Annotated in this window: 22 protein-coding genes; 12 read left to right on the plus strand and 10 right to left on the minus strand. The window is 63.7% G+C overall.

The window, feature by feature from the left end; all coding sequences use genetic code 11:
• Positions 1-50 precede the first annotated feature (50 nt).
• The 3 genes from GJ699_RS20120 to GJ699_RS20130 form a co-directional block, all read right to left on the minus strand.
• Complete coding sequence (locus GJ699_RS20120) at positions 51-563, minus strand: GNAT family N-acetyltransferase (protein ID WP_154379551.1); 513 nt, start codon at positions 561-563, stop codon at positions 51-53.
• The gene (locus GJ699_RS20125) at positions 560-1,081 is read right to left on the minus strand and encodes a GNAT family N-acetyltransferase (protein ID WP_154379553.1); all 522 of its coding nucleotides are present in this window, start codon (positions 1,079-1,081) and stop codon (positions 560-562) included. The genes GJ699_RS20120 and GJ699_RS20125 overlap by 4 nt, the downstream gene beginning before the upstream one ends.
• Positions 1,082-1,161: 80 nt before the next feature.
• On the minus strand, positions 1,162-2,436 hold the full coding sequence (locus GJ699_RS20130) for an amidohydrolase family protein (RefSeq protein ID WP_154379555.1): 1,275 nt from the start codon (positions 2,434-2,436) through the stop codon (positions 1,162-1,164).
• 183 nt (positions 2,437-2,619) lie between these two features.
• Here GJ699_RS20130 and GJ699_RS20135 point away from each other — a divergent pair, with 183 nt between their 5' ends.
• From GJ699_RS20135 to GJ699_RS20150, 4 genes are all read left to right on the plus strand, one after another.
• A complete protein-coding gene (locus GJ699_RS20135) occupies positions 2,620-3,270 on the plus strand; it encodes a phasin family protein (protein ID WP_154379557.1) in 651 nt (216 codons plus the stop codon).
• 87 nt (positions 3,271-3,357) lie between these two features.
• Positions 3,358-5,112 carry an ATP-binding cassette domain-containing protein gene (locus GJ699_RS20140; RefSeq protein WP_154379558.1) on the plus strand — a complete coding sequence of 585 codons (1,755 nt, stop codon included), beginning with the start codon at positions 3,358-3,360 and terminating at the stop codon, positions 5,110-5,112.
• Complete coding sequence (locus tag GJ699_RS20145; RefSeq protein ID WP_154379636.1) at positions 5,102-6,907, plus strand: ABC transporter ATP-binding protein; 1,806 nt, start codon at positions 5,102-5,104, stop codon at positions 6,905-6,907. The genes GJ699_RS20140 and GJ699_RS20145 overlap by 11 nt, the downstream gene beginning before the upstream one ends.
• A 119-nt stretch (positions 6,908-7,026) precedes the next feature.
• Positions 7,027-9,147 (plus strand): GGDEF domain-containing protein, encoded by a 2,121-nt coding sequence (locus tag GJ699_RS20150; protein WP_154379560.1) that lies wholly within the window; start codon positions 7,027-7,029, stop codon positions 9,145-9,147.
• Between the two features lie 16 nt (positions 9,148-9,163).
• Here the strand turns inward: GJ699_RS20150 and GJ699_RS20155 are convergent, their stop codons facing one another.
• Positions 9,164-9,520: an apolipophorin gene (locus tag GJ699_RS20155; protein ID WP_229262194.1), complete on the minus strand. Its 357-nt coding sequence runs from the start codon at positions 9,518-9,520 to the stop codon at positions 9,164-9,166.
• 148 nt (positions 9,521-9,668) lie between these two features.
• On the opposite strand from GJ699_RS20155, the gene GJ699_RS20160 reads away from it, so the two are divergent.
• Together GJ699_RS20160 and lptA are read left to right on the plus strand one after the other, a co-directional pair.
• A complete protein-coding gene (locus GJ699_RS20160) occupies positions 9,669-10,466 on the plus strand; it encodes a lysozyme inhibitor LprI family protein (protein ID WP_154379564.1) in 798 nt (265 codons plus the stop codon).
• Positions 10,463-10,999 carry a lipopolysaccharide transport periplasmic protein LptA gene (lptA, locus tag GJ699_RS20165; protein WP_195763596.1) on the plus strand — a complete coding sequence of 179 codons (537 nt, stop codon included), beginning with the start codon at positions 10,463-10,465 and terminating at the stop codon, positions 10,997-10,999. The genes GJ699_RS20160 and lptA overlap by 4 nt, the downstream gene beginning before the upstream one ends.
• 7 nt (positions 11,000-11,006) lie before the next feature.
• On the opposite strand, the gene GJ699_RS20170 is transcribed toward lptA, so the two are convergent.
• Positions 11,007-11,459, minus strand: coding sequence for a hypothetical protein (locus GJ699_RS20170; RefSeq protein WP_154379568.1), 453 nt, complete (start codon positions 11,457-11,459; stop codon positions 11,007-11,009).
• A gap of 152 nt (positions 11,460-11,611) precedes the next feature.
• Here GJ699_RS20170 and GJ699_RS20175 point away from each other — a divergent pair, with 152 nt between their 5' ends.
• Complete coding sequence (locus GJ699_RS20175; protein ID WP_154379570.1) at positions 11,612-12,667, plus strand: hypothetical protein; 1,056 nt, start codon at positions 11,612-11,614, stop codon at positions 12,665-12,667.
• Here the strand turns inward: GJ699_RS20175 and GJ699_RS20180 are convergent.
• Genes GJ699_RS20180 through GJ699_RS20190 form a run of 3 tightly spaced genes read right to left on the minus strand, consistent with a single transcriptional unit; the run spans position 12,664 to position 15,997 of the window.
• On the minus strand, positions 12,664-14,400 hold the full coding sequence (locus GJ699_RS20180; RefSeq protein WP_154379572.1) for a serine hydrolase domain-containing protein: 1,737 nt from the start codon (positions 14,398-14,400) through the stop codon (positions 12,664-12,666). The genes GJ699_RS20175 and GJ699_RS20180 overlap by 4 nt on opposite strands.
• Complete coding sequence (locus GJ699_RS20185; RefSeq protein WP_154379574.1) at positions 14,397-15,011, minus strand: DJ-1/PfpI family protein; 615 nt, start codon at positions 15,009-15,011, stop codon at positions 14,397-14,399. Before GJ699_RS20185 ends, GJ699_RS20180 begins: the two co-directional genes overlap by 4 nt.
• 47 nt (positions 15,012-15,058) lie before the next feature.
• A complete protein-coding gene (locus tag GJ699_RS20190; protein ID WP_229262195.1) occupies positions 15,059-15,997 on the minus strand; it encodes a LysR family transcriptional regulator in 939 nt (312 codons plus the stop codon).
• Between the two features lie 110 nt (positions 15,998-16,107).
• On the opposite strand from GJ699_RS20190, the gene GJ699_RS20195 reads away from it, so the two are divergent.
• Together GJ699_RS20195 and GJ699_RS20200 are read left to right on the plus strand one after the other, a co-directional pair.
• Complete coding sequence (locus tag GJ699_RS20195; protein ID WP_154379576.1) at positions 16,108-16,947, plus strand: phytanoyl-CoA dioxygenase family protein; 840 nt, start codon at positions 16,108-16,110, stop codon at positions 16,945-16,947.
• A complete protein-coding gene (locus tag GJ699_RS20200; protein WP_154379578.1) occupies positions 16,947-17,762 on the plus strand; it encodes a sugar phosphate isomerase/epimerase family protein in 816 nt (271 codons plus the stop codon). Before GJ699_RS20195 ends, GJ699_RS20200 begins: the two co-directional genes overlap by 1 nt.
• On the opposite strand, the gene GJ699_RS20205 is transcribed toward GJ699_RS20200, so the two are convergent.
• Positions 17,753-19,612, minus strand: coding sequence for a CHASE domain-containing sensor histidine kinase (locus GJ699_RS20205; RefSeq protein ID WP_229262196.1), 1,860 nt, complete (start codon positions 19,610-19,612; stop codon positions 17,753-17,755). The genes GJ699_RS20200 and GJ699_RS20205 overlap by 10 nt on opposite strands.
• 71 nt (positions 19,613-19,683) lie before the next feature.
• The gene (locus GJ699_RS20210) at positions 19,684-20,769 is read right to left on the minus strand and encodes an HD domain-containing phosphohydrolase (RefSeq protein WP_154379583.1); all 1,086 of its coding nucleotides are present in this window, start codon (positions 20,767-20,769) and stop codon (positions 19,684-19,686) included.
• 115 nt (positions 20,770-20,884) lie between these two features.
• Between GJ699_RS20210 and GJ699_RS20215 the strand changes: the two genes are divergently transcribed.
• Genes GJ699_RS20215 through GJ699_RS20225 form a run of 3 tightly spaced genes read left to right on the plus strand, consistent with a single transcriptional unit; the run spans position 20,885 to position 23,511 of the window.
• A complete protein-coding gene (locus GJ699_RS20215; RefSeq protein ID WP_154379585.1) occupies positions 20,885-21,340 on the plus strand; it encodes a MarR family winged helix-turn-helix transcriptional regulator in 456 nt (151 codons plus the stop codon).
• Positions 21,341-21,344: 4 nt separating this feature from the next.
• Positions 21,345-22,106, plus strand: coding sequence for a 2OG-Fe dioxygenase family protein (locus GJ699_RS20220; protein ID WP_154379587.1), 762 nt, complete (start codon positions 21,345-21,347; stop codon positions 22,104-22,106).
• A 46-nt stretch (positions 22,107-22,152) separates the two neighbouring features.
• Positions 22,153-23,511 carry a hybrid sensor histidine kinase/response regulator gene (locus tag GJ699_RS20225; RefSeq protein ID WP_371867603.1) on the plus strand — a complete coding sequence of 453 codons (1,359 nt, stop codon included), beginning with the start codon at positions 22,153-22,155 and terminating at the stop codon, positions 23,509-23,511.
• The last annotated feature ends 170 nt before the right edge of the window (positions 23,512-23,681 follow it).

Genomic DNA, 23,681 nt, shown 5'->3' on the forward strand with positions numbered 1-23,681 from the left:
ACGCACACTTGCCAATAAGGAGCAACAGAAATAGTCGCGGATTCTCGCCGCTACAACAGCTGGCGGGCGTAAATATTGGTAGGACGACCATCCGGTGGCATCGGCACATGCTCGATGAAGCTCAGGCCCAGCTTGGCCAGCAGATTGATCGACACCGTGTTGGCCGGATTGGTGATCCCCATCAGCCGCCGAATGCCCAGCACATCGCGCGCATAGGCCACCACGGCGGCGGCGGCCTCGTAGGTATACCCCTGGCCGAAGTAGGCCGGGCGGATGGCGTAACCGATGTCGACGTCCGGCAGCGTGTCGCGCTTGATCAGGCCACACAAGCCCAGTGGCTGGCCATCGCTCTTGCGCTCCATCACATACAGCGAATGGCCGTGGCGCGTCTGCATCGCCAGCGGGCCGTCGAGGATGGCCGCGCGCGCGCCGTCGACGCTGCGGATGCCCTTGTCGCCGATATGCTCCAGCCAGGTGGGATCGTTGACCAGTTCGTAGTAAAACGCCGCATCGTCGGGATGCATCAGGCGCAGGTTGAGGCGGGCGGTTTCCAGTATCTTCATGCGTCCGGCCAGTGCGAAGGATCGGCCAGCAACTGGTACATCACGTACACATCCACATAGCCCAGGTGTTGATGACGGTAAGCGCGCGGCAGCGTGCCGACGATGGAAAAGCCCAGCTTCTTCCACAGCAGCACGGCCGGCATATTCGAGCTGACCACGTAATTGAACTGCATCGCCAGATAACCCTGGGTGCGGGCCCGGTCCAGGCAATCGCCGCCCAGCAGCTTGCCGACACCGACGCCCTGCGCCGCCGGGCTGACCATGAACGAGGCGTTGGCCACATGTGAACCGCGATCGCGCTGGTTGGCCACCAGGCGGTACATGCCGACCAGCCGTTCGTTGTTGTGGATCGCCACAAAACTCTGCACGCCGGGGCCGAACCAGTAATCGTGGCAATCGTCGCGGCTGGTGTCGGCCGCGAAATAATAGGTGTCGCCGCTGGCGATCAGTTCCTGAAATATTTCCCACATGGCGGCAAAGTCGGCCTCCGTGGCGGGTCGGATGGCGATTTCTTTCAAGGTAACTCCAGGCGGATTTAACAGTGTCCAATTGTCATGTATTTCGCGCGCTTGCACAAGCCGTGCACGGCGCGGCCCGCTCAGCGCCCCAGCCGGAAATCCACGCTGGCGGGACGGCCCGGCAACTCCAGATTGGCGCGCGCGCGCGGCGATTCGGCAATGATTTTTCCGCGCCGCATCACCAGCCGGCGCGCCGCGCGCAGGCGGATCGCCTCCACCGGATCGGCCGCGTCCAGCAGCACCAGGTCGGCATGACAGCCGGGCGCGACGCCATAACCTTGCAAGCCGAGGATGGCGGCCGGGGTCGCGGTGACAGCCTGGAAGCAATCGCGCATCGCCTGCTGGCCGGTCATCTGCGCCACATGCAAGCCCATGTGCGCCACTTCCAGCATATCGCCCGAACCCAGGCTGTACCACGGGTCCATCACGCAATCGTGGCCGAACGCGACCGGGATGCCGGCCGCCAGCAACTCCGGCACCCGCGTCATGCCGCGCCGCTTCGGATACGTGTCGTGACGGCCCTGCAGCGTGATATTGATCAGCGGATTGGCCACCGCCGCCACGCCCGCCTCGCGGATCAGCGGCAGCAGTTTGCTGACGTAGTAATTGTCCATCGAATGCATCGATGTCAGGTGCGAGCCGGTGACGCGGCCGTGCAAGCCCAGCCGGTTGCTCTGGAACGCCAGCGTTTCGATATGGCGCGACAGCGGATCGTCCGACTCGTCGCAATGCATGTCCACCATCAAACCCTGATCGGCGGCGTACTCGCACAGAATGCGCACCGATTCCGCGCCCTCGGCCATGGTGCGCTCGAAGTGCGGAATGCCACCCACCACATCCACCCCCATCGCGATCGCGCGTTTGAGGTTGAGCAGCGCGTTGGGCGCGCGCAGCACGCCGTCCTGCGGGAACGCCACCAGTTGCAGATCCAGATAAGGCGCGACCTGGCGCTTGACCTCCAGCAGCGCCTCCACCGCCAGCAGGCGGTCGTCGCAGACATCGACGTGAGAGCGGATCGCCAGCAGGCCGCGTGCCACCGCCCAGTCGCAATACTGCAACGCGCGCTCGATCAGCGCCTGCTGGGTCAGCTGCGGCTTCAGTTCGCCCCATAGCGCGATGCCTTCCAGCAAAGTGCCGGACGCATTGACGCGCGGCAGACCATAGCTGAGGGTGGCGTCCATATGGAAATGGGCATCAACGAAAGGTGCGCTCAGCAGATCGCCGCCGGCATCGATTTCCTGCGCCGCCTGCAACGGCAAACGCGGCCCCACCGCCATAATCCGGCCATGTTCGATGGCAACGTCGACACCCTGCTGCCCGTCGGCCAGATTGGCGTTGCGTATCACGACATCCATCTGCACTCCCGTTGATTTTAAGTAAAACCATTGTAGGCATTTTCACCAAAATACACCAATTGTTGCATCGCATTAATTGATGAATGTCGTATGCATAAGGATGGTGTAAAAAATAACTTTCCAAGCCCAACATTGGCCGCTAGAATGGGCTTATTGCGTTGCATCATAATTTCAGGAGAAACCATGTCTTCGATCACCGAACAGTTTTCCGCAGCCACGAAATCGCAACTTGAAGCGCAATTCCAGATCTTCAGCACGCTGGCCAACACCGCTGTGGACAGCGCGGAGAAAGTCATCGCCCTGAACATCAGCACCACCAAGGCCTCGGTGGAAAAATCGTCGTCCGCCGCCAAAAAACTGTGGTCGGCCAAGGACCCGAAAGAATTCTTCACGTTGAGCACCACCGAGCCGGCCAGCTTCGACGGCCTGCTGGCCTACGGACGCGAGCTGTACAGCATCGCCACCACCGCCCAGAACGAGCTGATACAGAGCGCCCAGAGCACGCTGAAGCAAGTGACCGACCTGGCCGCGACCAAGGCGACCGTGCTGAGCAAAGCCACCCCGCCAGCGCTGGCCGCCGCCGTCAGCGCTGCGGTAACGGCCGCCAACGAACCGACCGCCGTGGTGGCCGGCGTGGCCGCCGAACCAGCGCCGGTGCCCAAAGCACCGAAAGCCGCCAAACCCGCCGCCGCCCCGATCGAGATCCCGGAAGAAGACACCTTCGTCGAAGTCAAAGTCGAAGCCAAGCCACCCTTCCCAAGCGCCGCCATCGCCCTCGATCCAGAAGCCAAGCCCGCCAAAGCCGCCGCCAAAAAGCCGGCCGCCAAGAAGTAAACCCACCTTCGCCGCCGCCCGCGCGGCGGCGTTTTTCCTGTGCATGTTGTATCCTAGCGGGCTACACGGTTTACCGAGGCAACATGCATGTCTAAACTCTCCCGGCTGATCGGCGGTTTCGTTCGCCAGCACAGCCGCGCCTATATTTTGTCCGGCGCTATGCTGGCCGGCGTCGCGGTGCTCAGTATTCTGGTGCCGCGCAAGGTCGGCGCCATGATCGATGGCCTGGCCAACCATACTTTGTCCGGCCGCGCGCTGTGGTGGGAAATCGGTACGCTGCTGTTGATCGGCGTCGGCATTTATTTTCTGCGCGTGGCGTGGCGGCAGATTCTGTATGGCGCGGCTTACCAGTTGGGCGTGTCGCTGCGGATTCGCCTGTACACCCGCTTGACGCTGCAAGGTCCGGCCTTCTACCAGCGCCAGCGCACCGGCGATCTGATGGCGCTGGCCACCAACGATATCGACGCCATCGAGATGGCCGCCGGCGAGGCCATGCTGGCCGGCTTCGACGGCGCGCTGACGCTGGTGATGGTGCTGGGCGTGATGCTGCTCGGCGTCGACTGGCGCCTGGCCTGTATCGCGCTGCTGCCGTTCCCGCTGATGGCGTGGGCGTTCTGGTATATCTCGGGTCATATCCACACCGCGTCGACCGATTCGCTGAAGCGCTTCAGCGCACTCAATGATCATGTGCAGGAGACGCTGTCCGGCGTGCGCAGCTTGCGCGCGCTCGGTCTGGAACAGCGCAGCGCGCAGCAGTTTTCGGCGCTGGCGTCGAAGGCGTCCGACGCCAGTCTGCGCGCGCAAGTCTGGGAGGCGGCCTACGAGCCTGCGGTCGGTCTGACGCTGACCGCCGCCAGCGGCCTGACGCTCGGCCTGGGCGGCTATCTGGTGTGGCACAACCAGCTGACCATCGGTGCGCTGACCAGTTTCACCATGTATCTCGGTCAGCTGATCTGGCCGATGTTTGCCGCCGGCTGGGTACTGTCGCTGATTGAACGCGGCCGCGCCGCCTGGCAGCGCTTGCAGCCGATGCTGGATGCGCCATTGGCGATCGACGATCACGGCACGCTGGCTGAAGTACCGACCGGCCTGCTGCGGCTGGATGGTGTCGGCTACGCTTACGCCGAACAAAGCACGCCGGCGCTGAGCGATATCTCGCTGATGCTGCAACCGGGTCAGACCCTGGGTCTGGTCGGCCCCACCGGCAGCGGCAAGTCGACGCTGCTGCGGGTGCTGCTGCGCCAGCTCACGCCGCAGCATGGCAGCGTGTATTGGAGCGGCCATCCGCTCGACAAGTATCAACTGCGGGCGCTGCGCGCGGCGGTCAGCTGGGTGCCGCAGGAGTCGTTCCTGTTCTCGGCCTCGATTGCCGACAATATCGCGCTGGCGCGCCCGGACGCCACCCGCGCCCAGATCGAACACGCGGCAACGCTGGCCGCGATTCACGACGATATCCTGCTGTTCGCCGACGGCTATGAAACCCAGGTCGGCGAGAAAGGCATCACGCTGTCCGGCGGCCAGCGCCAGCGCGTGGCGATCGCCCGCGCGCTGCTGGCCGATAACGAATTGCTGCTGCTGGACGACGCGCTGTCCGCCGTCGATACCGGCACCGAAACCCGCATCCTCGACCATCTGGAAGAGCTGCGCCAGGCCCGCCACGGCCGCAGCGCGGTGATCGCCAGCCACCGCCTCAGCTCCGTGGTCAACGCGGACCTGATCATCGTGCTGCGCGATGGCCGCATCAGCGAAACCGGCAGCCACGAAGAACTGCTCGCGCTGGATGGCTGGTACGCCAGCCAGTGGCGCTATCAACAATTGGAAGCCAGCCTTGATGAAGCCTGATACCAAGCCTGAAACGAAACCCGACACCACCAACCAGATGCGCCAGGCGATCGCGCTGCTGCGCCGCGCCGCCCTCCCCGACCAGCACCATCTCGGCTGGGCCGTGCTGTGGCTGGCCGCCGCCGCGCTGCTGGAAGTGCTCGGCCCCATCATGGGCAAGGCGCTGATCGATGAGCACCTGCTGCCGCACCATCTGGACTGGCCGCGCATGGCCGCGCTGCTGGCCGGCGTGGTGCTGACCGGCTGGATCGCCAGCGGCCTGCGTTACCTGCAGCTGGTGCGCCTGTCCGGCCTCGCCATGCGCTCGGTGATGCGGCTGCGCGAAATGGTCTACACCCACGTGCTGCTGCTGCCAATGGCCTTCTTCGACCGCGCCATCACCGGCCAACTGGTGTCGCGCGTCACCAACGACACCGAGGCGGTGAAAAGCCTGTACATCCAGGTGCTGTTCGTGATGCTCGATTCGACCATCGTCTTGGTCGGCACCGTGTGCGCGATGGCCTGGCTGGACTGGCGCCTGATGCTGATCGTGCTGGCGCTGCTGCCGGCGGTGCTGCTGATCGTCTGGCTGTACCAGCGCTGGAGCGCGCCGGCCGTGACCCGCGCCCGCGCGCTGCGCAGCGAGATCAATGGCCAGATGGCGGAATCGATCGGCGGCATGAGCGTGCTCCAGGCCAGCAACGCCGAACAACGCTTCGGCCGCCGCTTCGCCACCACCAATCAGGATCACTACACGGCGCGCCTGTCCGAGCTGCGCGCCAATGCCTGGCTGCTGCGGCCCGCGCTGGACCTGTTCAACATCATCCTGCTGGCGGCGGTGATCTTCATGTTCGGCCACCGCGAGATGACCGCCACCGAAGTCGGTGTGCTGTATGCCTTCATCAGCTATCTGGCGCGCGTGATCGAGCCGCTGATTCAGATCACCATGCAGTTCAGCCAATTGCAGCAGTCGGTGGTGGCCACCGCGCGCGTGGCCACGCTGCTGGATGAAGGCGCGGCGCAGGAACACCGCGCCAGCGGCGACGCGGTTGCAGCGCGCGCCACCGCCGCCAACGATAGCGGCGCGCCGGCCATCGCCATCCGCCATCTGAACTTCGCCTACAACCCCGGCCAGACGGTGCTGCACGATTTGTCGCTGGAGATCCCGCAGGGCGATTTCGTCGGCATCGTCGGCCACACCGGCAGCGGCAAGTCGACGCTGCTGTCGCTGCTGCTGCGCTTCTATCCGGCGCAGCATGGCAGCATTCTGGTGCACGGCATGCCGCTGGACGCGATCGACAATGAACGCTTCCGCGCCGAAGTGGGCCTGGTGCCGCAAGACCCGTTCCTGCTGGCCGCCTCCGCGCGCGAGAACATCGACATGGGCCGCGGCCTGTCGCAAGAACAAATCGAGGCGGCGGCGCGCGCCGCCCATGCGCACGATTTCATCACGGCGCTCGACCAGGGCTACGACACGCCGCTGGGCGAAGGCGGCTCGCGCCTGTCGGTCGGCCAGAAGCAGCTGATCGCGATCGCGCGCGCGCTGGCCGGCACGCCGCGCATCCTGCTGCTGGACGAAGCCACCTCGCACATCGATTCGCAAACCGAGCAAATCGTGCAGGTCGCGCTGGATGAATTGCGCGGCAAGGTGACGGTGATCGCCATCGCGCACCGCCTGTCCACCATCCGCGACGCCGACCGCATCATCGTGCTGAATCACGGCCGCATCGCCGAAACCGGTCCGCACGAGCAGTTGATGCAGATCGATGGCGGTCTGTATCAACGCCTCTACCTGTTGCAGCAGTTGGCGGCGTAAGGCGATTGCCCCCGCCAGACTGTGGGATTTTGGCGAAAAATCACATTATTCAGGATTTCTTGACTGCAACAAGTCTATAATTGTCTAGACATTGCGGGGCAAATCGCGGGAGCGTCAAGTTGGCTGGATCGATACACGGCGGGAGTTGGACCACGCGGCGCGTGCTGGCGTTGGCGTCCGTGTGCGCGCTGGTGTTGGCGCCCGCCTGGGCGCGGGCGCAGGCGCAGGCGCCGCTGGACCAGCGCATCGTCGAGATCCGCGAACGAAGCCGCTTCGTTCCCGACCAGGCACTGGTCCAGCTGCAAAAGCTGCAGCCGGAGATGGCCGCCGCCTCGCCCCACACCCGCGCCGAATTCCTCACCCAGATGAGCGCCGCGCGCATGCGTCTGGGCCAGAACGACGTCGCGCTGGAAGCGGCCGAACAGGTGATCGCCTTCGGCCGATCGCTGCACGACAACGCCATCGTCGCCAAGGGCATGCTGACCAAGACCTATGTGCTGTTCGCGCAGGCCGATATCGCCGCCGCCCACAGCCTGGCCTTCGAAGCCGAACGGCTGGCGCTCACCACCAGCGACAATCCGCTCAAGGTACAAGCCACCGTCACCGCCGGCCAGACCTACGCCGAGCAGGGCAACTTCCCGGCCGCGCTGGTCAAGCTGCAGCATGCGGTGGAGTTGGCGCGGCCGCCGCAGACCGACGCCATCAGCCTGGTGGCGGCGCTGAACGCGCTGGCCAAGCTGCATATCCAGATGAAGGAGTACGACAACGCCTCGGAAACGCTGGGCGAGCTGCTGGCCGAAACCGCCAAACTGCATTCGCCCGGCCGCATGGCGATGGCCCGCATCACCGAGTACGCGCTGGCGATCGATTCCGGCCAGCCCAAGCGGGCCTTGCGCGCGCTGCAGGATAGTCTGCAACTGGAGCGCGACATGGGCGCGGAACAGATGGTCGGCATCACGCTGGTGAATCTGTCGGACAGCTATCTGAAACAGCGCGACTTCGCCCGCGCGGCGCAATACGCGCAGGAGTCGCTGCAGTCGACATTAAAGACCGGCGACAAATCGGTGGAGGCCACGGCGCGCGTCAATCTCGGCCAGTCTTACCTCGGCATGGGCCGTCTGGCCGAAGGCAAGAAACAGTATGAGCTGGGCATGGCGCGCTACGAGCAGGAGAACAACAAGCCGGATCTGCAGGCGGCCTTGCGCGAGTATGGCGAGGCGCTGGAGCGAGTGGGCGACCTGGCCGGCGCGGTGTCAGCCTATCACCGCGAGCGTGCCATCTCCAACGAGCTGTTTGAGAAACGCCGCCAGCAGGCCACGCTGGAGCTGCAGGAAAAGTATGAAACCGAAAAAAAGCAGCGCCAGATCGATCTGCTGAGTCATGAGAATCAGGTCAAGGGCGCGGAGCTCGACAACCGCCGGCTGCAGCAGCGTGTGTGGTGGCTGCTGGCCCTGGTGTTCGCGCTGGCCGCGGCGGTGGTCGGCCTGTTGTACCGCAAGGTGCGGCACACCAATGCACAGCTGCAGGTGAAGAACCTGGAGCTGAAGGCGCAATCGACGCTGGACCCGCTGACCACGCTGTACAACCGGCGCCACTTCCAGGATTTCATGCGCACGCTGAATACGCAGCAGCGCCAGGACGACATGGTCGGCGCGCTGTTCCTGATGGACGTCGATCACTTCAAGCATATCAACGACAACTACGGCCATGCGGCCGGCGACGCGGTGCTGAAGATGATCGCGGAAAATCTGCGGGTGGCGCTACGCGAGACCGACATGATCGTGCGCTGGGGCGGCGAGGAGTTTCTGGCCTTCCTGCCGGCGATTCCGCGCCACGGCGTGGATGAAATCGCGCGCCGCATCCTGACCAGCATTTCGTCGCAGGCTTTGCAATATGGCGAGCATCAGATCACGGTGCAGGTGTCGGTCGGCTTTTCGCCGTTCCCGCTGATACCGGGCGGCCAGCTGCTGGCGTGGGAGCGGGCGGTGAATCTGGTCGACATGGCGCTGTATCTGGCCAAGGCCCATGGCCGCAACCGCGCTTACGGCGTGCGCGGTTTCGAGAACTTCCACCTGACCTCGATGGAAGCGATCGAACAGGATCTGGAGCGCGCCTGGCGCGCCGGCTTTGTCGATTTGAGCGTGGTGCTGGGCGGCGATCCCGACACCCATCCGCCGACGCCGACCGAACAGACCAACGTGGTCTCGATCAAGCACGCCGCCGCCAAGGGCGGCCGCTAAACAAGCAGAGCGGCGCCTACTTCTTGGCCTCGCGTTCGTCGGCGGCGCTCTGCATCTTCTCGCCGGCGCGTTCCAGCTTGCGGCCGGCTTCCTTGGTGGCGCTGTTCAGCGTCTCGCCGGCCTTGTCGGCGGCCTTGTCCAGCTGCTGGCTGGTTTCCTTGGCCGCATCGCTGAGCTGCTGGCTGGCCTGCTGCGCCGCGTTATCCAGCTTGTGTCCGGCCTGATCCAGCTTCTGACCGGCCTGCTCGGTGGCCTGATCGATCTTGCGCCCCGCGCGCTCGGCCGGCCCGGCCTCGCTGGGATCTTCCTTCTTCTGACAACCGCCCAGCAGCGCCAGCGCCGTCAACGTCACTGCCACATAACGCATCATCATGATCATCTCCTGAAAGAATAGGTTCTTTCCAAAAGCATACAACTTCACGCCCTACCACCGCGCACGAAACACCTCGTTACAAAATAAACACTATTTACAAAATACGCAACTGCTAGACTGGGAATACATTCACTGAAGAAAGTTCGCGATGCGATTCCGATTTGCCGCGCTTGCGCTCAGCATGCTGTTTGCCAACGCCGCCGCCGTGGCCGGGCAGGCGGATTGGCCGCTGAGTTATGAAGGCAAATCGACCAACCAATTCATCTTGGATAAACGGGCCACGCAACTGGTCAACAGCAGGCTACCCTCGGCGTTGTCCGAGCAAGTACTGGCGTCGCTGGGCGGGCCGCCGGATGCGGTGCTAATCGCGCAGCGGCGCTACGTCAGCGTATCGGCCTGCCGCCCCCACAGCTGCGATGAAAAAGGCTTCCTGTGGGTGGACACCCAAACCGGCGCCAGCCTGGGCGCCTATCATGTACCCGACACACTGCTGCTGGGCTCAAACAGCCTGTCGGCCGATCACATCCCGCCCCAGGCCAGGGCCGCGCTGATCGCATGGCTGGACGACCACGATTTAACCACGACATCGGTCAGTTTCGTCGGCCGCGACGGCCAGCAACAGCCGCTGGACGCAGCGCGTTACAGTGACCCAGAGAAGTTCCGCCCGCCGCCGCAAGGCCCGTCGTTCGACTGCCAGCGCGCCGCCAGCAACGTTGAAAAAATCATCTGCGCCGATGGCGCGTTGTCCGCGCAGGACCTGGCGTTAAGCCAGCTGTATCAACGGATACGGCTAGGCTCGGGCAGCACCATCGCCCAGGAACAACTCAAGACCTTGCAACGCGACTGGCTCAAAGCACGCGACCAGCAATGCAATACCGCCGACTGCCTCGCCGACCAATACAAGACGCAATACGAGCGTCTGCGCAACTGGACACCTACCCAATGAAAACGCTAATCTGCATAGCCGCACTGGCCATCCCGCTGATCGCCTCCGCCGAGCGCGCCGACCGCTTCGAGCAAACCGTGATCGCCTCTGACGGCGCAATGCATTACGACACCATCAAAGGCGTGGTGCACGCCAGCGACAATGTGGTGCTCACCAAAGGCAGCTTGTGGATCGCGTCCGACAGCCTGACCGTGACTGAAACGCCGGACGGCTATCACGTCTACACCGTCCATGCGGCCAACGGCCACCTGGCCAGGTTCAAACAAAAGCAGGATTCCACCGACGATAAATGGATCCACGGCGAAGGCAGCACCATCACCTACGTGGAGAAGGACGACTTGCTGACCATCGACGGCCACGCCAATGTCAAATTCCTGGCCAGCGGCAAGGTAACGGAAGAAGCCGCCAGCGCCAAAATCACCTACGACGCCCACAGCGAACAATTCTTCACCGAAAACGCCGATGGCGCGGCCAAAACCCGCTCCATCGTCACCATCGCGGCGCGGCCCGACCCATTAAAAAAGCCGCTGTAACAGCGGCTTATTCGGCGACGATTTTCTTCGGCGGCGGCGGCGGCGCGAAGTCGATGGTTTCAGAGGCCGGCGCGGTATTCATCGCATCGGATTTCTCCAGCCAGGTCATCAGCTTTTCCATGCGACGAATCAAAATGCCCTTGCTGCTAATGTAACCCACCTGCTCGAAATTCTCCGGCTTGCTGACCATCTTGGACACGGTCGGCAAATTCTCCGCCAGGCGCTCGAACGCCTTGCGCGCCTTTTGCTCCCACTTGACCAGATTGGCCTCGTTGAAGCGGTTGCTCTCATAGTAAATCGTTAGCGTACGATCATGATTGCCATATCCGACAATCGCCGCCCCCATCCGCACCGCTTCCAGCACATCGGTTTTGATCGCCGCCGTCGGCACAAACAAGGCGGCGCGGCCGCTCGTATCCGGCCGCTCCAACGGCAAATCCTGTCCCATCAATACAGTCATTATGCTTCCTGTCGTTATTGCCAAGGAGTTGCTGCAAGGCTATTTTTCCATTTTATATCGCTCCCTTGCCCATTACAAGGAGAATGCGCGGCGGCGTGGCGTGGCGGGCAAACCCTTATAATGCGGGCTGAACCCTTACAAACCGCCTCACCATGACGTCCACCCCATCGCGTTTCGGCGCCATTCCCGAAGCCGCCGTCGACCGCGCCGGCGTTTATCTGCGCGACACCCTCGGCATCGCGCTCGAACACCGCGCCCCGCACGCCGCGCTGATCGTCTACGACACCCGCACCGACCTGAATCGCGCCCTGACCGAAGCCTATCGCCGCGCCGCGCCCGACGCCGAATTCATCGACTTCGACCAGACCACGCCGGACGCCATCCTGGCCACCTTCGCGCGCCTGCAAGCCGGCGACCTGGTGGTGCTGGTGCAGTCGAGCAGCTTCCGCATGGACGCCTACCGCATCCGCATCGAATTGTTCAAGCGCGGCCTGAAAGTGATCGAGCACGTGCACCTGTCGCGCATGCCGGGCCAGCAGGGATTGGACTACATCGAATCGCTGGCCTATGACCCGGCCTACTATCGCGGCGTCGGCCACGCGCTGAAGGCGCGCATCGACCGCGCCCAACACGGCATGGTCGACAGCGGCGATGGCGCGCAGCTGGTGTTCGGTTCTCCGTTCGAATCGGCCAAGCTGAATATCGGCGACTACAGCGGCATGACCAATATCGGCGGCCAGTTCCCGCTGGGCGAGGTGTTCACCGAAGCGCAGGATCTGGAAGCGGTGCATGGCCGCGCGCGTATCTTCGTGTTTGGCGACACCAAATTCCTGGTCAACCGCCCGGCCGCGCCGATCACCATCATCGTTGAAAAAGGCCGCATCACCGGCACCGAAAACAGCACGCCGGAATTCGACAATATGCTGGCCATCATCCGCGAGCATGAGGGTGAGGTGTGGTTGCGCGAACTGGGCTTCGGCATGAACCGCGCGTTCTCGCGCGAGCGCATGGTGGACGATATCGGCACCTATGAGCGCATGTGCGGCATCCACTTGTCGCTGGGCGCCAAGCACGGCGTCTACACCAAGCCGCAGCTGAAGCGCAAGGACGCGCGCTACCACATCGACGTCTTCGCCGTCACCGATGGCGTCTACCTCGATGACCAGCGGGTCTACCGCAACGGCGCCTGGGAAGCGCCGTCCAATTAATCGTCCACCACGTCGTAGTCGGTGAACAAGCCGTCGGCGGTCAGGTAGACCAGCAGCTTGCGCTGCGGTTTGCCGTCCGCCTTGAACGCCAATACGCTGGCCACCTTGCCGCCATGGCGTTCGATCTCGCGGCCGGCCACCGCTTGCTGATCCAGGAAAGTCAGCGCGGTGATGTTCGCCAGCTCGCCGATCGGGCGATTGCCAAAGTCGCGCTTGACGCCGTCGGCGGCCAGCGGCGAATCGGAAAACGCGCTGCTGCCCTGCGCGGCGGCGGCAATCAGCGCTTGCAGCTTGCGGGTGCGCGCGGGGTCCGGATCGCGGCGCGCTTTCAGCGTGTGCAGCAACGGGCCAATACGCGGCGCCTTGCTGGTTTTCTCCTTGGTCTTCACTTCCACAGCCGTCACCTCGCCGTGCGCATCAAAGATGAACAACAGCTCGCAGTTGCGTGATGTCGAGTAAAAACGGTGCGTGCCGGTGGGGATGAATACTTCGTCGGGGAAGCCGCCGGCGATGCCCAGCAGACGGCCATCCTGTACATCGAAACTGCCCATCGCGTTGCTGGATAACTCATGGCGGCCGGTGTAGCGCGCCAGCGACCTGGCATCGAGCTTGATGGCGGCGGGCTTCAGCACCTGCTCGTTGTCCGCATCCGGCCAGTGATAGGCGCGGCCGACGGCGGTCGCCAACCGCCCCATCATGCGGGAATTGTCGTTGGTGTTGATCATGATGACCACGCCCTGGCCGGTGCGGGAAAATGCCGTCAGCAGCGTATCGAAGCCTTCGTCGCGGCCACCGTGCGAGAAGCGTTGCGCGTCGCCGCTGCCCTCCAGGAAGATGCCCAGGCCGGCGCTGTCTTTTTGCGGCGTCAGCATCTGCCGCGTCATGTCGGCCGAGATCACCGGATTAGCGCTGCCGGCCAACGCCTGCTGCAGGCCAATGGCGAAACGCGCCAGGTCCGACGCGGTGGTCCACAAGCCGGCGGCCGCCATTTCGGGATACACGTGCCAGCGTCCCGCCACCACGCTGCGGTCGGCCAGATGCCCGCTGGCGTTCAGGCGCGCGCGCTCGGCCGTCGGTGGCTGCTGGTAGGAGCTGTCGTTCATCCCCAGTGGCTTGAGCACGGCGTCGCGCATATAGTCGGGGAAGGTTTGGCCGCTGACGTCGGCCACCAACTGCTGCATGACGGTGAAGCCGCCGCCGGAGTAGCGCATCTTGCTGCCGGGGGCGATGTCGACCCGCACCGGCGGCGTGTTGGCGGGCGGCTCGCCGTTCAGCACTTGCACCACCGTCGGCACCGGCGCGCCGATGGCGTAGCCGGGGAAGCCATGCACGGTCAGCCCTGCGCTGTGGCTGAGCAAGCGACGCAGCGTCACCTTGTTTTCAGCGGTCAGCGCATTGTCCGGCACCTTCCACGTCACCAGCCTGGCGTTGACGTCGTCGTCCAGCGCCAGCTTGCCCTGCTCCACCAGATGCAGCGCGCCCAGCGCCGCCACCGGCTTGCTGACCGAACCAGCCTGGAACAGCGTGTCGGCGCTGACCGGCGTCTTGCCGCCCTTTTCAGTCACCCCATAGCCCTGCGCCCTGACGATCTTGCCGTTGTCGATGATGGCCAGCGACAGCCCGGGAATCTGGCGCATCTTCATTTCCGCCTGGATGATGTCGTCCAGTTCATCGGCGTGAGCGCCACCGGCGCACAACAAGGCAAAGGCGATTGCGACGGCGTGAAGTCTCATAGACTGCTCCTCAAGTTCAAGTAAGGGCCGATATTGCGCATCATGCGCGCGACGTATTCATCTTTTTCGCCAACCGGTGCGACGTAGTGCATGGCCGCTTGTGCCTCGTCCACGCCCTCCAGCCGTGCAATCACCCAACTGGCCAGATACTGCGCGCTCAGACAGCCACCCGCAGTGGCGACGTTTTCGCGCGCAAAGAACGGCTGATTCAGCACTTCGATGCCGGCTTCCTGCACCCAGGGCTTGGTGGTGAGGTCGGTGCAGGCGGGGAGGTTGTTCAGCAAGCCCAGCTTGGCCAGTATCAGCGCGCCCGAACACTGGGCACCCAATAATTGCCGGCTCGGGTCCAGCTTGAGCTGCGCCATCAGCGCGGCGTCGGCGGCGATCTGCCGGGTCAGGATGCCACTGCCGACCAGCACCGCGTCGGCTGTCGCGGCGTCGGCCAGCGAGCATTGCGCCTCCAGCGTGACGCCGTTCATCGATGTCACGCGCGGCTCGGGACAGGCAAGGGAGACGCGCCAGCCGGGCTTCTTGATCCGGTTCAGCATACCCAGCGCGATCAGTGAATCGAGCTCGTTGAAGCCTTCAAACGTCAGTATGGCGATGTGCATGATGGCGATATTGAAGTAGCGAATTCGTCCATCTTACGTGAATGTCATTAAATTGACGACAACAATCCACTTTGATTCAAGGCCCGGTCCCACGGCGGAATGGGCTGGTATTCGGCCACCAGAAAATCGATCAGGGCGCGCACTTTGGGCGAGGGCTGGCGGCTGGCGGGGTATAGCGCGCTCAGATGGTTCAACGGTAGCTGCCAGTCGCTCAGCACCGGCACCAGCGTGCCCTCCATCAGGCTGCGCCAGGCCAGGAAGGTGGTGTTGTAGACGATGCCGAGACCACGCTGCGCCGCCTGCTGCAGCACCAGTCCATTATTGGCGGTGAACGCCGCCGGCACCCGCACCGACTGCCGCTCCTCGCCACGCGTGAAGTGCCATTGCGTGCCGTCGGTCAGATGGCTGAAGTGCAGGCAGCGGTGCTGCTGCAGATCCTGCGGCGTCAGCGGCGCGCCATGCCGCGCCAGATAGGCCGGTGACGCGCACAACACGCCACGGCACGGCGCCAAGGGCCGCATCGCCAGCGCGTGCACGTCCGGAATGCCGCCCACCCGTATCGTCAGGTCGAAGCCATGTTCGATCGGATCGAGCAGCGCGTCGTCGACGTACAGCATCGGCTCCAGCTGCGGATGCAGCAGCGCGAAGTCGGCCAGCGCGCCGGCCAGCCATTCGCTGCCGAAGCTGGACGGCGCCTGTATCCGCAACGGCCCGGCCAGATCGTCGCCGGTTTGCGCCACCGCGCGCGCCGCTTCCTGCGCGTGCGCCACCGTCGCCGTGCACGGCGCCAGATACGCCTGGCCGACATCGGTCAGACTGACTTCGCGCGTGGAGCGGTGCAGCAGCCGCGCCCCCAGCTTTTCCTCCAGCTGCAGAATGGCCTTGCTGACCATGGCCCGCGTCAGGCCCAGCCTACGGCCGGCTTCGCTAAAATTGCGCAGCCTTGCCACTTCGACAAAAATTTCCATCGCACGTAACTGGTCCATGGCTGGATTGTCTCTATTTTGGCGACAATGTGTCAACCTTTTGCCGATTGTGACGCCCTCGCCACGGCCGTAAAATGCTCAACATCGACTATTCCCCGACGGAGCTGGAAATGCTGACAGAAGCACAAAAACAACAATATCAACGCGATGGTTTCATCGTCATCCCGGGCTTTAAATCGCCGGCGGAGATCGCCGCGCTGCGCGCCCGCGCCGGCCAGATTGTCAACGATTTCGATCCAGCCACCCAATCCGGCATCTTCAGCACCATCGAGCAGGAAAAGACCACCGACGATTACTTCCTCGGCTCCGACAACACCATCCGCTGCTTCTTTGAAGAAGAAGCCTTTGGCGCCGACGGCCAGCTGAAACAGGCCAAGGAACTGTCGATCAACAAAATCGGCCACGCCATGCACGACCTCGACCCGGCCTTCCGCGCCTTCACCGCCGATGCGCGCCTGGAGCAGCTGGCGCGCGATCTGGGCCTGAGCGATCCAAAGGTATGGCAATCGATGTACATCTTCAAGCAGCCCGGCATCGGCGGCGAAGTGCGCTGGCACCAGGACGCCACCTATTTCGACACCGATCCAGTCAGCGTCACCACCTTCTGGTTCGCGCTGGAAGACGCCACCCTGGACAACGGCTGCATGTGGGCCGAACCAGGCGGCCATCGCGGCCCGATGCGCGAACGCTTCCTGCGCAACGGCGACGACGTGCGCATGGAAAAGCTGAGCGACCTGCCATGGCCGGACAACAGCACCGCCGTGCCGCTGGAATGCAAGGCCGGTAGCCTGGTGTGCTTCCACGGCCTGCTGCCGCACTACAGCGCGCCGAACCGCTCGGCGGTATCGCGTCACGCCTACACGCTGCACGTCACCGATGGTGCCACCAACTACTCGCCGCAGAACTGGATTCAGCGCGACGACAAGCTGCCGGCGCGAGGCTTCGTGTAATGCGCATTCAGATTTTCGCCGCCCAGTGGGGCAACAACGAGCTGCCGGCGCCGGTGTTCATCGAGCGCGTGAAGGCCGCCGGTTTCGACGGCATCGAAATGTCGCTGCCGCTGGACGCCGCCGAGCGTGACGACTGGGTACGCCAGATCGCCGACGCCGGCCTGCAGCTGATCGCCGCGCAGTGGGAGACGGTATTCCACCCCGGCTTCGAGCCGCACAAGGCCGCGCTGGCCGAACTGCTGCACAACTGCTGCGCCGCCAAACCGGTCCACATCAACTGCCACACCGGCAAGGATTACTACACGCCGGCGCAGAACCTGGAACTGCTGCAATTGGCCGACGATATCTCGCGCCAGCACGGCGTGCCGATCTACCACGAGATCCACCGCAGCCGTTTCAGCGGCCACCCGATGCTGCTGCTGCCGTATCTGCAGCAGATGCCGCAGCTGCAGCTGACCGCCGACCTGTCGCACTGGTGCTGCGCCTGCGAATCGCTGTTGGAAGACCAGCCGCAAACGCTGGCCGCCACGCTGCCGCACGTGCGCCACATCCACGCCCGCGTCGGTCACGCCCAGGGTCCGCAGGTGGGCGACTTCCGCGCCCCGGAATCGCAAGCCGCACTGCAAGCACACCTGTCGTGGTGGGACGAGATTATTCGCCTGCGCCGCGAAGCCGGCGCCGAACGCATGACCATCACGCCGGAATTCGGCCCGGTGCCCTACACCCAGACCCTGCCCTACACGCAGCAGGAAGTGGCCAACGCGTGGGAACTCAACGTCGCCATGCTGCAGCTGCTGCGCCAGCGCTACGCCTGACCCGCTTCCTCCTCCGGCGCCGGCGACAGCGGCAGCACCAGCAGCACGCTGGTGCCCGCCGCCGGCACCGACTCCACCCGTATCGTCCCCTTCAACACACCGGTCACAATGTTATAAACGATATTCATCCCCAGCCCGGAACCGCCCTGCCCCATCTTGGTGGTGAAGAAGGGATCGAAGATCTTGTGCAGCACCACGTCGGTCATGCCGACGCCATTGTCCTTCATCTGCAGCAGCACCAGATCCTTGCCCTCGCGCCGCGCGCTGATGAGCAGGGTGCCGCTGTCGCGGCCATCGAAGCCGTGCAGCAGCGCGTTGCCGATCAAATTGCTCAGCACCTGGCTCAAGCTGCCCGGATACGAATCGAACTCCAGATCGGCCGGCACATCCACCGTCACCGCGCAGCCCTTGCGGCGCAGCTGCGCCGCGTAGGTGGTCAGCGTATCGTGCAGCACCTCGTCCAGCCGGAAGCGGCGCCGCTGGCCGCTGGCCTGATCCACCGCCACCTGCTTGAACGAGGTAATCAGATCGGCCGCGCGGGTCAGTGAACTGCTCATGATGTCGCACGCCTTGCGCGCATCGGTCAGCAGCGCATCCAGCGCCGAACGCTTCATGCCGCCGCCCTCTTTCATGCGGCGTTCGAAATCGCCCACCATGTCGCCCAGCGAGGTCGCGGTCAGCAGGCTGTTGCCGATCGGCGTATTCAACTCGTGCGCCACGCCGGCCACCAGCGCGCCCAGCGACGCCATCTTCTCCGAGGTTTGCAGATTGGTCTGCGCCTGCTTCAGCGTCACCACCACCCGCGACAGATCGTTGCGCGCCTGCTCGGCGTTATGCTTCTGCAGTTCCAATTCCTGCAGGCTGAATTCCAGCCCGTGCCGCACGTCCGACTCGCGCCGGTTGGCCACCAGCAGCGCCGCGATCAGCGCGCTGATGATGATGCCAACGAGACCGATCAACACCACCGGCAAGCGCGAACTGCCGTAGCGCGCGCCGGCGCGTCCTTCAAACTTGACGATCCAGTGGCGCTGCCCGACCGACAGCACGGCTTGCGCGCGCAGTCCCGGCACGTTCTCGCTGCGTTCCTGCTCGCTCTCCACCTTGCCGTCGCTGTCGTACAGCAGGGTGTCGGTGCCGGGTGGCGGCGGTTTACCGCTCTGGAAGCCGCCATCCTCGATGCGCACATGCAGATGGTCCAGCAGCGACGGCTCGATCACCTCGCGCATCAGCGCATTCACGCGGAACACGATCGCCACAAACCCCTCCAGCGCCTCGCGCCGCTGCGCCGTGGTCTCCTGCGGCATGCCGACCCGGTACACCGGCGCGCGCGCCACGAAGCCCGGTTCGCCGCTGGCGTCCTGCACCAGCGTGATACGCTCGGTGGCGACGATCTCGCCGCTGTCGCGTCCCAGCTCCAGCGCCTTCAGGTGCGGCGGCAGCGCCGCCAGATCCAGCCCGAAGGCGTTCTCGTTACCCTTCAGCGGTTCGGTGTATTCGATCAGGTAATGCAGCGGACGGCGCGTGGCCGGATGCACATGGAAGCCGGGATAGCCCTGCGGCTCCAGCGCGCGGTCGCGCCGCACCCGTTCGACGAACGCCGGCAGCTCGGCCTCCGGCACCAGCCGCACGAATTGCAGCGCCTGAAAACCGGGGTAGCGCCGCTCGACTTTGAGCTCGCTGACAAAGCGGTGAAATTGCAGCCGGTCGATCTGGTCGTTGAGCGCATACATGCCCTTCATGGCGTGCAGCGTGTCGAAATAAATCTGCAAGCGGTTCTGGGTGTCGCGCGCCACCTTTTCGGTATCGCGCTGGAAGCTGGCCTGCACCTGCAGCCGCTGCTGCTCTTCCATCACAAAATAGCAGGTCCAGGCTGTCAGGCATATCCCGACAAAGAAAGCCAGGTAGCCGCGCCCGCGCATAATCAGCGGACTGGATCGCTATAGCGTTCGGCGATGGCCATGAATTCCTCCTCCACCGTCAGCATGGCGTCGACCACGTCGGGATCGAAATGTTCGCCGCTGCCCTGCCGTATCATCTCCATCGCGGTTTCGTGGGTGAAGGCCGGCTTGTAGACACGCTTGGAAATCAGCGCGTCATACACATCGGCCACCGCCATCAGCCGCGCCGACATGGGTATCGTCTCGCCCTTCAACCCTTCCGGATAGCCGGAGCCGTCGAACTTCTCCTGGTGCGAATAAGCGATCTCGCGCGCGTAGCGCAGGAAGGTGTTGGTGTAGCCCAGCGCATGCTCGACATTGACGATGGCGTCGCGGCCATACACCGTGTGCTTCTTCATGATCTCGAACTCGGCGTCGGTCAGGCGGTCCGGCTTGAGCAGGATGGCGTCCGGGATCGACACCTTGCCGATGTCGTGCAGCGGCGCCGCCTTGAACAGCGCCTTGATATTGGCGTCGCTCAGCTCTTCCTCGAAGCGCTTGTGCGATTGCAGCTGGCGCGCCAGCGCCACCACATAATGCTGCACGCGGCGCAGATGGTTGGCGGTTTCGTATTCGCGCGTTTCGGCCAGCGAGGCCAGAGCCCAGATCATCGCGTCCAGCATCTGGCTCAGTTCCAGCGTGACCTCTTCCACCACATGTTCCAGCAGATTGCGCTGCTGCTTCAGCAGTTCGCGCGAATGGCGCAGCTGCAGATGGGTGCCGACGCGCGCGCGCAGCACCTCGCCGATCACCGGCTTGGCCACCACGTCGGCGCCGCCGCAGGCCAGCGCGCGCTGCTCATCGACTTCGCGTTGCAGGAAAATGACGGGAATCTCGGCGGTGTCGGGGCTGGACTTGAGCTGCTGGCACACGCTGTAGCCATCGACCTGCGACAGTTGCGCGTCCACCACCACCAGATGCGGGCGTGGCACGTGCTGCATGATGTCCAGCGCGGCGCGACCGCTGTTGGCCAGCCGGACTTCGTACTGATCTTCCAACATCGCGTTCATCTGGATCAGCTGGTCCGTAGCCTCATCGACGATCAGTACGATGGCCTTTTTGACATTCATGCGCCGCCACTCCCCGTGTGTACTTTCTCCCATCATAACCGAGTGGAATTGCACGCCCAAAACTATTTTCGCCACCTAGCTTGCAATTATATAGCGCACTACCTATACTGCAAACATGGAAACCCAAACGCCACCTCATGCCGTCCCGCAGCTGGACGGCCAATTGTGCTTCGCCTTGTATTCGACTTCGCTGGCGATGAGCAAGCTGTACCGCAAGCTGCTGCGCAGCCTCGGCCTGACCTACTCGCAATACCTGGTGATGATGGTACTGTGGGAAAAAAACGAACTGACCGTGTCGGAAGTGGGCGAACGCCTGTTCCTCGACTCGGCCACGCTGACGCCGCTGCTGAAACGGATGGAAGCGGCCGAACTGATCACCCGCACCCGCGCCGCCAACGACGAGCGCCAGGTCATCATCAAGCTGACGCCGCACGGCGACGCGCTGCGCCACGAGGCCGCCAAGCTGCCGCCATCGATTCTGCAGGCGACCCAGTGCAATGTGGAGCAGCTGAGCGGCATCAAGCGCCAGCTCGACGAACTGCGCTCCAGCCTGATGACCGCCGCCGCTTAAGCCTATGAACACACCACTCTACACACCGCTGGCGGACGCCGTCTCCGCCCTGCGTCAGGACGGCTACGCCCTGTTGCAGCCGCAGGATGTGGCCGCGCTGGCCGGCCTGTCCCTGAACAGCCTGAACGCGCTGATCCCGAGCTGGGACGCGCTGGAACTGGACAACTACCTGAAGGACGGCGGCCGCTACCGCCGCCGGCGCCACTCCTGCTTTGTCCAGCACAGAAACGAACTGAGCCAGACCGAGCACCGCGCGCACTGGCAACCGCTTGAATACAACGCCCTGCACGGCGGCATGAACCGCATGTTCGAGCCGGTGCTGCCGGCCACCGTGGCGCAACCGGCCTGGCCGGCGCTGATCACCGCGATCGGCCAGTTGTGCAGCGCGGCACGCGATGACGCCGATAACGGCGCGCAAGCGGCGCCGTGGTATGTGGAAGCGCACCAATTCCGCATCGACACCGCCGATGGCATCGGCCGTCCGACCCCGGAAGGCGCGCACCGCGACGGCGTCGATTTCGTCGCCGTGCTGCTGATCGGCCGGGTCGGCATCAAGGGCGGCGAAACCCGCGTCTTCGAGGCCGATGGCCCCAACGGCAAACGTTTCACCATGACCGAACCGTGGACCATGCTGTTGTTGAATGACGAAACTGTCATCCATGAATCCACTCCCATCCAGCCGCTGGCGGCGCACGGCCATCGCGATACGCTGGTGCTGACCTGGCGCGCACATGGCTTCCAGGGACCGGTTCCCTCTGACGACTAAATCCGATATAGTCTGTACAGCTAACAATGCACCAGGAGGGTGGTCTGTGGACACCAGCTACGAAATACAGCCCGATGAAGTCGAAATCCTGATTGTCGAAGACAGCCCCACCCAGGCTGAACGCCTGCGCCGTCTGATCCAGTCGATGCGCTACAACGCGCGCGTCGCCTCCAATGGCCGCGTGGCGCTGGAAGCGATCCGCGAACGCAAGCCGCACCTGGTGCTGTCTGACATCGTCATGCCCGAGATGGACGGCTACACGCTGTGCCGCGCCATCAAGGCCGATCCGGAATTGCGCGACATCCCGGTGATCCTGGTCACCTCGCTGATGGACCCGAAGGACATCATCCGCGGCATCGAATGCGGCGCCGATAACTTCATCCGCAAGCCGTATGCGGAAGACTATCTGCTGAACCGCATCGGCCACATGCTGATGAACCAGAAGCTGCGCAAGAACCAGAACATGGAGATCGGCATCGCTCTCTATCTGGGCGAGCAAAAGCACTTCATCAACGCCGACCGCCAACAGATTCTGGACTTGCTGATCTCCACCTACGAACAGGCGGTGCAGGTCAACAGCGAACTGCAGGCGCGCGAGCGCCAGGTGATCGAGCTGAATATGCGGCTAGCGCACCATGCCGGCGAGCTGGAAACCATCAACCGCGAAATCGCGCTGAAGAACCTGGAGCTGGCCGAAGCGAGCCGCATGAAATCGGCCTTCATCGCCAATATGTCGCACGAGCTGCGCACACCGCTGAACGCCATCATCGGCTTCACCGGCGCGCTGCTGATGAAACTGCCCGGCCCGCTGACGCCGGAACAGGACAAGCAGCTCAACACCATCCGCACCAGCGCCCGTCACCTGCTCTCGCTGATCAACGACATCCTCGACGTCGCCAAGATCGAAGCCGGCAAGGTCACGCTGGAACTGGAAACGGTACAGTGCCAGGAAGTGGTCAAGGATGTGGTGGACACGCTACGTCCGCTGGCGCTGCAAAAGAACCTGGCGCTGGAAATGGAACTGGCCGATCCCGCCATCGTGCTGGAAACCGACCGCCGCGCGCTGACCCAGATTCTGCTCAACCTTGGCAACAACGCCATCAAATTCACCGAAGTGGGCACGGTGCGGGTGACGCTGGCCGAGCGTGCCGGTGAAAACGGCGGCAAGAATTTGATCGAGTTCTCGGTGGCCGACAGCGGCGCCGGCATCCGCGAAGAAGACCAGGCCAAGCTGTTCCAGGCATTCTCGCAGCTGGATTCGACCTCGACCCGCCACGCCGAAGGCGCCGGCCTCGGCCTCTACCTGTGCCAGAACCTGGCCAACCTGATCGGCGGCTCGCTATTCTTCAAGAGCGATTTCGGCCACGGCAGCACCTTCACCTTGGCTTTGCCTCGTAGCAATTGATTAAAAGAATGTGCGGTGCAGCACAAAAGGCTTTGATTTTAAAAAAAGATGACCATAATAACAACGTAATTCTACGGTATTGCAGCGCAACATAAATGGAGGTATAGTGGAACTGTCTCCTCCAATCCGTTCGCTGAACATTGGAATTCAACCCGCACCGTTTGGTAGCG

Source organism: Duganella guangzhouensis, from assembly GCF_009674535.1.
Lineage (GTDB): Bacteria > Pseudomonadota > Gammaproteobacteria > Burkholderiales > Burkholderiaceae_D > Rugamonas > Rugamonas guangzhouensis.